A 13,401-nucleotide genomic window follows, 5' to 3' on the forward strand; every position below is an offset into this window, starting at 1 on the left:
CGAGAAGAGCCTATCTCAGCAAGTTTTTTCTGAGGTGTTTACACAGTTTTTCAATCGTTAAAAGTTGCTGAGATGGGCTCCAAAGCCTGACGAGGCGGTCAAACCTGATATTAAAGCTCGAGCTGATTAGATTTTTGGAGAATAGACATGTCCCGAGTCTGCCAAGTTACCGGCAAGCGTCCTGTGAGTGGAAACAACCGCTCTCACGCATTAAACGCGACTAAACGCCGTTTTCTGCCAAACCTGCACTCTCACCGTTTCTGGGTTGAGTCTGAGAAACGTTTCGTAACTCTGCGTGTATCTGCTAAAGGTATGCGTGTGATTGATAAGAAAGGCATCGAATCTGTATTAGCAGATTTACGTGCCCGTGGTGAGAAGTTCTAAGGAGCTGAAAAATGGCTAAAGGTATTCGCGAGAAAATTAAACTCGTTTCTTCTGCTGGTACAGGTCACTTCTATACCACTACGAAGAACAAACGCACTATGCCAGAAAAACTGGAAATGAAAAAATTCGATCCAGTTGTTCGTCAACATGTGCTTTATAAAGAAGCTAAAATTAAATAATTTTAGTTTTCTTAAAAAACCCGACCTTAGTGTCGGGTTTTTTGTTATCTGGAGTCTGCTAAGTATAACAAAGTAAAGCTATTGTGATCTTCGCTTGCTCTTTAGTTATACTATGGCTCTTTTAAAATCATCAGATGAATGGATTGCGGATGAGTAAGTCAGTATTATCAATATTACATACAGAATCATCTTGTGGGTGGGGTGGTCAGGAAATTCGTATACTGACGGAATCTCAGGGCATGATCCGCAGAGGGCACCGAGTTGCATTAGTGTGCTGTCCTACATCCAAAATTGCTAAAGCAGCTCCTGATTATGGTATTGAAGTTTTCACATTACCGATTGAAAAAAAACGTGGTTCAGCATTAAAAGCACTTCGCCAATGGCTGAAACTGCATCGTCACCAATTTGATGTTATCAATACCCATAGTTCAACTGATGCATGGTTAGTTGCCGCTTCTTGTGCCACATTACTCCATTCACCCGTAGTTGTTCGAACTCGTCATGTTTCTACGGATGTTTCACGCTCCTTACCAACACGATGGCTTTATCTTTCATCCTGTGCGCATGTCGTGACAACAGGTGAGAAATTACGCCAGACACTCCATCAGCATAATAAATTTCCATTAGAAAAAATGACATCAGTTCCTACAGGAATTGATTTGCAACGTTTTTTTCCACAAGATAAACAAAAAGCTAGAGAGAAAATTGGAATACCAAATAAACCGACATTAGGTATTGTTGCGACTATGCGGGTGTGGAAGGGACATAAATATTTAGTAGAAGCATGGAAATCATTGCATCAGCAGTTTCCCGGTTGGCAATTAATTTTTGTTGGTGACGGACCTCAACGTAAAAATTTAGAACCCATGGTTAAAGAAGCGGGATTAGAACAAAGTATCTTCTTCCTTGGTAATCGTAATGATGTGCCTGATTGTTTAAATGCAATGGATCTCTTTGCGTTACCCTCTTTTGGTAATGAAGGTGTACCGCAAGGTATTATGCAAGCAATGGCATGTGGTTTACCTGTTGTGTCAACGACGGTTGGGGCAATTAGTGAAGCTGTTATTGATGGTAAAACAGGCTTTACATTAGTACCGCAAGAACAAGAATTATTAACCAGTCATTTAGCCAAATTAATGAATTTAGATGAATTGCGTGATCAGATGGGAAAAGCCGCGCTTGAACATGCCATTTCACGATTTGGTTTAGATAATATGTTAGATAAGATGGAAAGGATCTTTATTCAGGCAATCAACGATAAAAATAAATCAGTATGATTAATGTTGATAATAAAGTCGTGAAACGATTATCTCTATTATCAACTTAATTATCAACTTGGTGTATTCATCTTATTGATGAATATTTGTAATACTTTTTAGTGTATAGTCTGAGAAGTAAATGTATCATTTAAGCCAAATAAAAAGCATATGGATCCAAAAAATATATTGGTTATAGCGGTAGCGCGTTTTGGTGATACATTACTTATCACTCCCGTTATTCATGCCTTAAAACAACGCTGGCCCAATGCTCATATTGATGTATTTGCACATAAGCGTAGCGCATGTATTCTTGAGCATAACCCTGATATTGATAGCATTAGACATTTTTCTAAAAAAAGAGCGGTTTGGACGGGTTGGTTACCTCATAAGCCTTATGACTTGGCTTTGGTGTACGGCAATGATAGTGAGCTGGTGAACTATGCTCGTCGCCAATCTCATCATACCGTTGCTTTTGCTGATATTTCTCAGCAGCAAGGTAATGTGACTTGGGTTGCGCGCCCTAAGTCGCCGATGGTGGCACAAAAAGAACGTGCTTTATTAATTAATGCATTAGGGATTTATCCGAGTTGTTGGCAATTACGTTACTTTGTCAGTGATGAAGAAGCGACTTTCGCACAACAGTTTTTAAAAGATAATTCATTAATTAATAAGAATATTATTGGTTTTCAACTGCAAAGTTTTCCGGCTAAAGCCTATCGGGATTGGCCTGTGGAAAATTTTCTACAATTAGCAAAACAGATTATTACCCATGACGAGAGTACGTACTTTTTGCTATTAGGTAGTAAGGAAAGCGAACAATTATCGATTGATTTAGCTAAAAAAATCGGTGAGCAGCATTGTTTAGCCTTAGCGGGTCGAGTTTCAATGCGACAAAATGCGGCAATTATGGCGAATCTATCGCTTTATGTTGGAGTAGATACAGGACCTACACATTTAGCTGGGGCTTTAGATATCCCAATGGTGGCGTTATATCATAGTTATCATCCAGGGTGTTATTTAGCGCCATTACAGCATTCTTGTTGTCAGGTTATCCAACATCCAACGTCGTTAGAAAATGCCCACCGTGAAGATAATATGGCTGAAATCTCGGTTGAGAATGTGTGGAATGCGGTAAGTAATATTATGAATGGAATGAAGGTGAAAAAGTAATCCATGAAGATCGGTATAATTGATGTCACAATCACCATGTCTTATGGCGGGATCCAAACTGCGGTTTGGGAACTGGCTAAGCAATTACATGATGCGGGGCATGAAGTTCATCTTTATGGTGGCAATGGCGATATTCGACACAATCTAGCTGGACGCCAAATACAAATTCATACTTATCCTTATACACCGCGAGATAAAGTGATTGATCTTGGTGGTCGTTTTCGCCGTATTGTTGAACGCTACACTTTTGCACGACACGCTAAAAAAGATGTTATCAGTCAAAAGTTTGATTGGGTTATTTTAACAAAACCTTTTGATTTTTTTTGGCCTTCTATGATGCCTAAATCATCTTCAACACGTTTTTGTTATATGAGTGGAGGCACTAGCTTTTTTAAAGGTGACCGCAGATTAGGTAAAAAGATTTCAGCATGGGTAGCATGTAGCCATTTTAATGCTTGGCAAATCCAACATCATTTTAAGCAATTCCCTCGTGTGATTTATAATGGTGTGGATATTGAAAAATTTAAACCTATGGCGACCTCGTTACGAGAGCAATTAGGAATAAGTGAATCTACTTTTTTACTCTCATTTGCTGGACGATTAGTCGGTTGGAAAGGCTTGAGTGTCGCGATCGATGCTATCGAAAAGCTAAAAGGTGAAGATGTGAAGCTCTTGATTATCGGTACAGGCGATGATCTAGAACGATTGAAGAGTAAATCGATGACAAAAGGCATTGCTGAACAAGTTATTTTTCATCAACCCGTTGAGCATAACCAATTACCTAAATTCTATGCAGCCAGTGATGCGGGTATTTTCCCAAGTACTGGCGATGAAGCATTTGGCATTACGATTGCAGAAGCGATGGCATGTGCCAAACCAGTTATTGCCAGCCATATCGGGGGGATTCCTGAAGTGGTGGGTAATGAGGGCACTGCAGGATTATTGGTTGCCCCTGGCAATGCAGATGAAATTGTGATGGCAATTAATCATCTTCGCCAATTATCCGATAGAGGAAAAGCAATGGGCGAGAATGCACGTTTACGTATAGAAACACATTATACTTGGCAACATTCTGCACAACGTTTATTACAGACATTGGCGTCATAATAATGAAGATTGCCTATCTTGATCCTTACCCAGTTCCTGACTTACGAGTTGCTTCATTGCAAATTTTGCAAAATGTTGATGCTTTTGCCAGAGCGGGAGCACATGTCACTTTAGTTACACCAAAAGGGCAATATCGAGATAGTGATATATTAGGTCGTTCAATCCATGCTAATGCAAGTTTAGTTTCCTTAAGAGATATTCGTCGTAAATGGTATTTTCCATTTAATTCACAAAAACTTTTCTCATTACAGATAGCGCGTTGGGTTAAGCAAAATAATGTTGATGCGTTGTTTACCCGTAATTTAAAACTGGCTTGTTATCTTTGTGAAAATTATCCAGAAATTCCCCTTTTTTTTGAAAGTCATGAAATATTTGCACAATCTTTCGCAGAGTCTCATTCATTTGAGAAAAAAAAGAATCGCGCGAAATATCATAAGCTATTAAAAATGGAGAAATTGGTTTATAGCCAAGCGACAGGTATTTTTGTTCTTACTTCATTACTCAGAGATGATATTGTTTCGCAATATCAAGTTGCTACACCGATAACCGTTGTTCCTGATGGTGTTGATTTGCATGCAGTGGCAAATTATCAGGTTACTCCTCCTTTATTAGATAAAGCTATAACTGAAGTGCTGTATTTAGGTAGCCTGCATAAATGGAAGGGCATTCCTACCATGATGCGAGCAATGAAATACCTTGATAACGCGCGATTGAATATTGCAGGGGGAACGCCGGAGCAGATTGGAGGGCTAACCTTATTAGCACAAGAAATGGACGTAAAAGATAAGGTTAATTTTTTGGGGTTTATTGATCCGAAAAAACGCTTTGAAGCGATTGCTCAGCACGATATCTGTGTACTCCCGCTTACGTTAACCAGTATTGGAAGCCGTTATACTTCACCACTCAAGTTATTTGAGTATATGGCGATGGAAAAACCTGTAGTAATTTCAGATTTTCCTTCAATCCGTGATGTTGTAGATGAAAAAGCAGTAAGTTTTGCAGATAGTGGCGATGCACAAAGTTTTGCAAAACAGATAATACAGTTAAGAGATAATCCACAGCGCGCAAGTGAAAAAACCGCTCATGCCCGCTCATTAGTTGAAAACTATTACAACTGGGATAAACGGGCTGAGGTGATCCTAAAGACAATAGAGACGCTAATTCAGTGATCTATTGCTGTTTATCTGACGGTGTTGCTGATTGATTATTAAGTAAAGCATGTCGTAGCGCCAACATGAGTCCCACCAAAATACCGACCTGATTGATATAGGCATTTTCAAATAATCCTCTCAGTACATAAACACCTAAAAATGACATCAATAACACTAAAGCCGCTTGGCGAATAATCCCTTGGTTTTTTCTTATTAGCTGAATCCCTTGGGCAATAATCGAAGAACAAAAATAAAGAATACCAAGTAACCCTAAAATACCGCCCGCAAACCAGAAAGCTAAAAAGACGTTATGGGGGCCTCTCGATTTTTTAAATACCCAGTGCGGGTTATCTCTCACTAGAGGATCGTAAATATTATGAAAAATCTGATTACCGTAACCATAACCTTTTATTGGGTTTTGTTTAATAAGCTCTAATGCGGAGCTTTGTGTTCCATTACTGAATCTTTTTCCACTATTTAGTTGAAATAATTTAGATTTAAGCTCACCATTAATAAAATTATTATTTAGATAAATTGCAGATGCTGACAATAGTATACAACTACTTAAGATTACAATAATTAGATATTGGCGATTAATAATTAAGGTAAGCAATGTAATAATTACTAATGCTATCCATGCCCCCCGTGCTAAAGTTCCTAGCATTATAAAAATAAATAATGCACTAATTAAAATTAATAAAAACCAATTAATAATAGAGTTTCTTTTTTTTAAAACAAGGGAAGATAAAATGATTGGGAAGAAGAAAAGTAGGGCATAAGATATTTCTCTATGTGCTGTTTGGCTTTTTTGCGTAAATGGAGAAATTCCTTTCTGATACTCCAAATAATACTGCACTAACTCCTTAGCTATAATCACCAATAGTCCAATCGTAAACGCTACCATTACCATCTTAGCAATATCGGTCGGTTTTTCTTTATATAATACAATCGGAAAGGTCACAGCAAATAGCAGTAAGCCATTTAAAATAGGCTTATTGACTTCTTTAATACTGATATTGGGTTCGACAGAAATTAGGATGGAATAACCAATCACCAACAATAAAAACAGCAGTGAGTATGACAGATTATTTTTAAAGATTTTACAGATAGTCTTAAAATCACGTACCAGATACCACAGTGCTGTTGCACCAATCAATCCCATCACAATATTTTTATAACGGGTGATATCCGGTAAGTAGATCAATATAATGTAAAGCCCAATAATGGATAAATTCCACAGGGATTTTTTACTATAGTCTTTAAACACCATCATAATAATCTGCCATCATCCTTTATACTTTTTGATAGAGTGGCGATCATACAATAAAAATGTGTTTATCGCTGTATCTCTTATCTGATAATCATGGAGTCACCTGTGCCTGAATTACCGGAAGTCGAAACCAGTCGCCGAGGTATAGAGCCTCACCTTGTAGGCAATGTGTTGCACTATGCTATTGTACGTAATAGTAAATTACGTTGGCCTGTCTCAGAAAAAATAAAAACGTTACTGGATGAGCCTATTTTAAGTGTAAAGCGACGTGCTAAGTATTTGCTAATTGAGCTTCATACAGGATGGATCATTATTCATTTAGGGATGTCAGGAAGTGTACGCATATTATTAGAAGAACAACCTGAAGAAAAACATGATCATATCGATTTGATTTTTCGTGATGGTAAAGTACTCCGCTATACTGATCCACGACGCTTTGGTGCTTGGCTATGGTGTGAAGATTTAGCCACAAGCTCTGTATTAGCGCATTTAGGGCCTGAACCACTTTCTGATGAATTTAACGCCGAATATCTCTATCAACAATCCAAAAATAAAAAAACGGCGATAAAGCCGTGGTTAATGGATAATAAATTAGTGGTTGGTGTAGGCAATATTTATGCTAATGAGGCGCTATTTTCATCGGGTATTATGCCAGATAGAAAAGCCAATAGCCTAACGCAAGAAGAGTGTACGGTGCTGGTAACTGCGATTAAGCGAGTATTAACGCGCTCTATTGAGCAAGGTGGCACGACACTAAAAGATTTTCTGCAATCAGACGGTAAACCTGGTTATTTTGCGCAAGAGTTATTTGTTTATGGGCGCAAAGACAAGCCTTGTTTGATTTGTGGTCAACCGATAGAAAGTATTAAACAAGGGCAACGTAGCACATTTTTCTGCCGACATTGCCAACATGGTGAAAATGAGCGCTAAATCTTACCGAGTTTTTTTAGCATGGCGGTGGTGACAACTTCAGGTAAAAACGTAGAGACATCACCGTCATGGCGCGCCACATCTTTAATTAACGATGAAGAGACAAATGATAGATTTTGAGAGGGCAGTAAAAACACACTATCAAGATCCGGTGCAAAGTGACGGTTCATATTGGCGAGTTGCCATTCATATTCAAAATCAGAAACAGAGCGGACACCGCGAATTAAAATGGTGGCTTGTTGTTGCTTAGCAAAGTTAGCCATTAGTTCGCTAAATCCCACTACTTCAACATTAGGTAAATGACTCGTTACCTCTCTAGCTAAATTCACCCGCTCTTCTAAGGTGAACATAGGATTTTTACGGGCGCTATCAGCAATCGCTAATAAAACCGTATCAAACATACCTGCTGCACGGGTTAAAATATCAATATGACCATAAGTGATAGGATCAAAGGTTCCGGGATAGATAGCTTTATTTTTCATGATTTACAGTCTTCTGGCTGAGTTCCCATAAAGAGGCGTATTTATTAAAGGTATACTGTGCATTAACAAATGCCAGTACTAATCCCTGTTTCCCATCTAAAAAACCCATTCTTAACAACCACGTCTTAAAAAAAGCACCAGCAGTATGGCTTAAGATAGAACTATAACTCGTTGTTTTTCCTCGTTGATGGCGCTCTTTTGCCCATTCGGAGGCATATTTTAGCTGTTTTTGCTGAAATTCTATTAAATCACGGCAGGTAAGATGCAAAAGATCACCTTGTAAGGTTTTAACAGTCGCACTTTGGGTTTCTAATGATTCATGCACTAAATTATCGTTATATTGATAACGTTCACGAGCATATAAGCGTGTCACTTTATCGGGATACCAACCACTGTGTTTCATAAATCGCCCCATAAATAAATTACGGCGAGCGCAGCTATAAACCACATTTTCTTCAGGTTGTTGTAATACGGCGAGGATACTGGTTTGGAGTTCAGGAGTGATGCGTTCATCACTATCGATCATAAAAATATAATCACCAGTGGCATATTGTTGTGCCAGTTGGCGCTGTTTACCAAATCCCGGCCATTCACTGTTGATAAAGACCTTAGCCCCTTTTTCTGTTGCAATATGACAGGTGTTATCTTGGCTACCTGAATCTAACACAATAATTTCATCAGCCCATTGTACAGAGTCTAAGCACTCGCCAATGACATCAGCGACATTTTTACTGATCATCACCACAGAAAGGCGCTTACTTTGGCTCATTAGTGACTCCGAGGGGGAAGATAAGGTGAAAGTAAGGTAAGTAAACGCAGTAATGCCCCTTGGTTTTCATGAAGCACTTCCACGGCATGGTGACCGTAATAACGGCGATAATCTTCATCATTAAGCAATGAGGCAATAGCCGTCGCCATTGATTCACTGTCTGTAACAGTAATTAATCCTTCAGCTTGATCAAGCTTGGCACAGATATTTTTAAAGTTAAAAGTATGCGGTCCCATAATAACGGGGATAGCGTGAGCAGCAGCTTCTAAAGGATTATGACCACCACGCTCTACTAAGCTCCCGCCAACAAAGGCTAAATCTGCAATACCATAGAGCAACATCAGCTCGCCCATTGTATCGCCAATAACCACTTGAGTTTGTGCATCAGGCACAGCGTCAGTGCTTCGTAGGGTATATTTTAATCCTGCTTCACGTGTTAATTGTTCGGCTTTAGGAAAACGCTCTGGGTGGCGAGGGACTAAAATTAATAAAAGCTGAGGGAATTGTGTCAGTAGCTTTTTATGTGTCTCTAAAATAATGCTTTCTTCGCCCTCATGGGTACTCGTTGCTATCCACACGGGGCGGTGAGCAGCCCATTGACGGCGCAAAGCAACGGCTCTGGCGGCTAATTCTGGGGTAACAGAAATATCAAATTTTAGGCTACCTGTAACATGCAAATGTGAACGTTTGAGGCCCAGTTCAATAAATCGTTCACCATCTTCCTGATTTTGAGCGGCAATTAAGGTGATTTTTTGGAGCATCGTTTTGACAAAACTGCCCAATTTTTGGTAACCCGCAGCAGAGCGTTCAGATAAACGGGCATTGGCGATAATCAACGGGATTTTTCGTTGATGAAGTTTTGAAATCAAGTTAGGCCATAACTCCGTTTCCATAATGATCACCAATTTCGGGTCAACCGTTTTAAGAAAACGATTAACTGAACCCGGTAAATCATAAGGAAGATAGACATGGTAAACATCATCACCAAATGCGGAGCGTACACGTTCTGAGCCAGTCGGTGTCATGGTAGTGACGGTAATGGGTAAATCAGGATAGTGATGACGAAGGGCGCGAACAAGCGGCACTGCGGCGAGTGTTTCACCAACAGAAACGGAATGCAATAATATCCCTTGAGGTACGACTTTGCCTTTGCAAAAGCCATAGCGCTCTCCCCACCGTTTACGGTAGGCGGGTGCTTTACGGCTGCGTAATAAAAGACGCAACCAAATCAGAGGTTGAATAAGGTAAAGAAGTACCTGATATAAACGCAACAACATGCTATCAAATTCACTTATCTAGACGAACGCTTATAGTATCACACTGTGTGGGAGAAAGTGTGTAAAACAAGTAAGCGCGGATTAAGGAATTAAAGCGATATACTGCTTTAAAATATGGTTTAGTTCAAATTTTGCATAGGATGATGGCAATATTTGAGGCTGTGAATAATACGCAAGGCGAAGTTTTTCCGCGAGAGAGTCACTATCCATTGCAGAGAGGTAATCGGAAAGTTCGCCTGTCATGATTTCGCTGACCCCACCGGGGCATCGGGTACTAACGATAGGCACACCACATATTAATGCTTCAATTAATACAGTAGGAAGCCCTTCACTATCAGAGCTTAATGCAACCACTTTAGCGCCTTTGATTGTAGGGAGAGGGTTTGGGATAAAACCCGCAAGGGTGACTTTCTCCATTAAGTTAAGTTGTTTAATTAGAGCTTCTAATCGCTGTTTAACGGTGGGAGTGCCTTCACCGAGTATAATCAGTTGGCAAGGTAAATCAGCTTTAGCAAAAGCCTCAATTAATCTGTCTTGTCTTTTTACTTCATGTAATCGACCTACATGCAAGATATAATCTTGTTCAGCAAAGGGATTAGAAAGGGTGGCTTTTTGCTGTATTTCTTCAATATTAAATGGATTATAAATAGTTTTTAGTTGTTCAGCATGAATACCAATGGCATTGATTAGATCATCTTTTACCGCATTAGAAACACAGACGAGGTTTTTATCTCGATAAACTCGTTGGATTTTTGTTTTTTTCAGCCAATATGAAAATCCTGATTTATTGCCAAGATAAGATTGAGAGTAAATGCCGTGAATACAGTACCAAACATTGCAACTTTTTAGTTGTTTAGAGCGACAAACAATGCGGTCTGTTTTATGTAAATTAGAAAGAACGAGAGCAGGGCGACCTTTCTTAGCAAAAAGTTGAGTGAGTACATTATCAAGCGATTTTGCTCTACGCGATATTTCAGTTAATTTTCTAAAAATTCCACGATAGTTATCATGATCAACAATATAATCAATAAAATCAGGTAGTTCATACGCTAATTTATTATGTAAGGATAATAATGTGACTTGGTATCCAGCTTGATGAAAACCATTAGCTAGCCTGAGCGTGACGTTTTCAGCACCACCACCCGGTAATCCATCAATAATAAAAAGTATATGTTGTTGACTCACAAGGCTAATATCCGTTTATAAAGTGAAATAAGCTCGCCTGATAATCGCTGTGGTGTATAAGGGAGAATGGTCTCTCTCGCCACTTGTGACATCTCAGTCCACGCTGTTTCTTTTGGGATCTGTGTAATTGCATCGGTTAATGCTGAAATATCCAATGCATCACAAACAAATCCATTTTTACCATGTTGAATAAACTCTGCACCACCACAAGTCGTTGAGGTGATCACCGGTAAACCACATGATAATGCCTCAAGAATAACATTAGGAAAAGGGTCATAAAGAGTAGGAAGTAGTAACGCATCCGCTATTTGATAAAAATCGAGTGTTTTTTTCTGCATACCTAAAAAGAAAATGCGTTGTTCACAACCTAATTGTGTTGCGAGTTGTTCATATTTACGCTGATTTTTATCACTTCCAACCACTAACAATATAGCTGATGTCTTTGCTATTGCTGAGATAGCAGCTGCTAAGCCTTTACGCTCGAAGCCTGATCCCACATAAATAAAGCAAGGTACGTCGTGTGGAATATTATATTGTGTTTTTAATCTCTCTTTTTGAGAATTTGTTGCAGGTACGAAAGCATTATGGTCAATTGCATTATAAATGACAGTTATTTTATCGGCAGAAACGCCAAAATCCTCAATAATTTCATTTTTAACCATCTGTGAATTACAGATAACCTGTTTTAATGCGGGATCGGCATACATCTGTTTTTCTGCATTCATGACATAACGGTGGTATCTATCATAAAATAGCCAACGACCTTTCCAATTAGGTAATATTCTTTGGCGTTGTAATAACCATCGGCGATGTACACCATCACCTGCCCGAAAAATATCACAACCTGCGATACGTTCATGGCTTTGAACAATATCAAAATGATTTTCCTGCCAACATGCTCTAGCTGCTTTAGCGAAACCCGATTCTCGGCTAATCCTGCCTAATTTTCGTGGATTGCATAAGTGAATATGCCAATCTGGATTGGTATCACCTTGCCATTCTCGTGTGATCACATTAAGTTCAAGATCATCGTTTGATAATGCATCTAATGCGCGCGCAATAAAGCGCTCAGCTCCCCCATCTGGGCGATATTTTTGTCTGACAATGGCGAGTCGTAACGGGTGATTCATTAAGATAAATGCCTTATAGCTGTGTTGTAAACCACATCAACCGGAATAGCGGAAAGATAACGTTGTTGGGTATCTGTTTTTATATGATCTGGGTGTGGAATATCGTCATAATTGCCTGCCCATATTGTTTCACCTACCGCTTGCCAAGGGTGCCAATGTTCAAGTTTAGAAGGGCCAAAAAGAGCAACTAAAGGTGTTTTTAATGCGGCAGCCATATGCATTGCGACAGAATCCACACCAATAAAAAGCCCTGCATTATCAATTAATACCGCAAGTTGAGATAAAGATGTTTGTCCGGCTAAAACCGTTATCACTTCTTTGTTTGGGCAGTGTGCCAAAATAGTTTGTATCATCTCTAATTCTTTTGCTTCTGGGCCAGAAGTTAAAACTACGGAATAATGATTTTGCTGGAGCTTTGTAATTAAAGTCGCCATTTTATCTTCATCCCAGCATTTGAAAAACCAGCGAGAGGTTGGTTGTATAACGATATAGTTTTCAGGGAGATGATATTTTCCAATAGTCTCTGCTAACCACTGTTTATCTGCTTCGCTATAAGCCATCATTACATCTGAAATGATAGGAATATTAAGTGGAGCAAGGATACTCAGATTTTGTTCAACGGTGTGTAGTTGTCCATGATCTGCCGTAGAGACAATTACATTATGACATTTTTGCCAAAATTGGCTGCCTTTACGCTTTTCAAATTCAAAGCCTAAACGTATTTTTGCTTTGGTAAGTAGAGCAAAAATGGCCGCTTTCCATTGATCAGCTAAATTTACTACTAAGTCGTACTGCTGTTTTTGCAATGTTCGACCAAGCTCCCACTCTTTTTTTAATCGGGTCAATTTACCTTGATGTTTCCAATTACGATCAAGATAAAAAATATTATTGATGAATGGGTTGTGCTCAAGCATAGGTAATGTTTCTTTGTATAATAAAACATCAATCGTTGCATTAGGATAAGCTGATTTTAATGAGCATATAACGGGCGTCGTTAATAACATATCTCCATGATGTTGGAGTTTAATAACCAGTATTCTATTAAATGATTGATTTATATTAGTCATAATTACTTTAGCTTTAGTGAGATACTCTAATTGTAAACAAA

Annotated in this window: 14 protein-coding genes; 7 read left to right on the forward strand and 7 right to left on the reverse strand. The window is 38.9% G+C overall.

Annotation, left to right across the window (positions count from 1 at the left end):
• Positions 1–147: 147 nt before the first annotated feature.
• The 6 genes from rpmB to QQS39_RS00120 all read left to right on the forward strand — a co-directional run bounded on the left by rpmB (position 148) and on the right by QQS39_RS00120 (position 5,268).
• Positions 148–384 (forward strand): 50S ribosomal protein L28, encoded by a 237-nt coding sequence (rpmB, locus tag QQS39_RS00095; RefSeq protein WP_036914542.1) that lies wholly within the window; start codon positions 148–150, stop codon positions 382–384.
• Positions 385–395: 11 nt separating this feature from the next.
• Complete coding sequence (gene rpmG, locus QQS39_RS00100; protein WP_006534250.1) at positions 396–563, forward strand: 50S ribosomal protein L33; 168 nt, start codon at positions 396–398, stop codon at positions 561–563.
• Positions 564–712: 149 nt separating this feature from the next.
• Positions 713–1,840: a glycosyltransferase family 4 protein gene (locus QQS39_RS00105; RefSeq protein ID WP_285805160.1), complete on the forward strand. Its 1,128-nt coding sequence runs from the start codon at positions 713–715 to the stop codon at positions 1,838–1,840.
• Between the two features lie 150 nt (positions 1,841–1,990).
• Entirely contained in the window at positions 1,991–2,992 is a 1,002-nt protein-coding gene (locus QQS39_RS00110; RefSeq protein WP_285805161.1) for a glycosyltransferase family 9 protein, read from the forward strand.
• A gap of 3 nt (positions 2,993–2,995) precedes the next feature.
• A complete protein-coding gene (locus QQS39_RS00115) occupies positions 2,996–4,099 on the forward strand; it encodes a glycosyltransferase family 4 protein (protein ID WP_151436552.1) in 1,104 nt (367 codons plus the stop codon).
• A complete protein-coding gene (locus QQS39_RS00120) occupies positions 4,099–5,268 on the forward strand; it encodes a glycosyltransferase family 4 protein (protein WP_285805911.1) in 1,170 nt (389 codons plus the stop codon). The genes QQS39_RS00115 and QQS39_RS00120 overlap by 1 nt, the downstream gene beginning before the upstream one ends.
• 1 nt (position 5,269) lies before the next feature.
• On the opposite strand, the gene rfaL is transcribed toward QQS39_RS00120, so the two are convergent.
• Positions 5,270–6,523, reverse strand: a complete 1,254-nt coding sequence (rfaL, locus tag QQS39_RS00125; RefSeq protein WP_285805162.1) for an O-antigen ligase RfaL — start codon at positions 6,521–6,523, stop codon at positions 5,270–5,272.
• Positions 6,524–6,625: 102 nt separating this feature from the next.
• On the opposite strand from rfaL, the gene mutM reads away from it, so the two are divergent.
• On the forward strand, positions 6,626–7,450 hold the full coding sequence (gene mutM, locus QQS39_RS00130) for a bifunctional DNA-formamidopyrimidine glycosylase/DNA-(apurinic or apyrimidinic site) lyase (protein WP_196735191.1): 825 nt from the start codon (positions 6,626–6,628) through the stop codon (positions 7,448–7,450).
• Here the strand turns inward: mutM and coaD are convergent.
• The 6 genes from coaD to rfaQ form a co-directional block, all read right to left on the reverse strand.
• Entirely contained in the window at positions 7,447–7,932 is a 486-nt protein-coding gene (gene coaD, locus QQS39_RS00135; RefSeq protein ID WP_109419621.1) for a pantetheine-phosphate adenylyltransferase, read from the reverse strand. The genes mutM and coaD overlap by 4 nt on opposite strands.
• A complete protein-coding gene (locus QQS39_RS00140; protein WP_285805163.1) occupies positions 7,922–8,701 on the reverse strand; it encodes a glycosyltransferase family 2 protein in 780 nt (259 codons plus the stop codon). The genes coaD and QQS39_RS00140 overlap by 11 nt, the downstream gene beginning before the upstream one ends.
• Positions 8,701–9,978, reverse strand: a complete 1,278-nt coding sequence (gene waaA, locus QQS39_RS00145; RefSeq protein ID WP_285805164.1) for a lipid IV(A) 3-deoxy-D-manno-octulosonic acid transferase — start codon at positions 9,976–9,978, stop codon at positions 8,701–8,703. Before waaA ends, QQS39_RS00140 begins: the two co-directional genes overlap by 1 nt.
• Positions 9,979–10,059: 81 nt before the next feature.
• On the reverse strand, positions 10,060–11,163 hold the full coding sequence (locus QQS39_RS00150) for a glycosyltransferase (RefSeq protein WP_285805165.1): 1,104 nt from the start codon (positions 11,161–11,163) through the stop codon (positions 10,060–10,062).
• Positions 11,160–12,293, reverse strand: coding sequence for a glycosyltransferase family 4 protein (locus QQS39_RS00155; RefSeq protein WP_151436559.1), 1,134 nt, complete (start codon positions 12,291–12,293; stop codon positions 11,160–11,162). The genes QQS39_RS00150 and QQS39_RS00155 overlap by 4 nt, the downstream gene beginning before the upstream one ends.
• Positions 12,293–13,360, reverse strand: coding sequence for a putative lipopolysaccharide heptosyltransferase III (rfaQ, locus tag QQS39_RS00160; RefSeq protein ID WP_285805166.1), 1,068 nt, complete (start codon positions 13,358–13,360; stop codon positions 12,293–12,295). The genes QQS39_RS00155 and rfaQ overlap by 1 nt, the downstream gene beginning before the upstream one ends.
• Positions 13,361–13,401: the final 41 nt, after the last annotated feature.

Origin of the sequence: Proteus appendicitidis (assembly GCF_030271835.1) — a bacterium.
Classification (GTDB): domain Bacteria; phylum Pseudomonadota; class Gammaproteobacteria; order Enterobacterales; family Enterobacteriaceae; genus Proteus; species Proteus appendicitidis.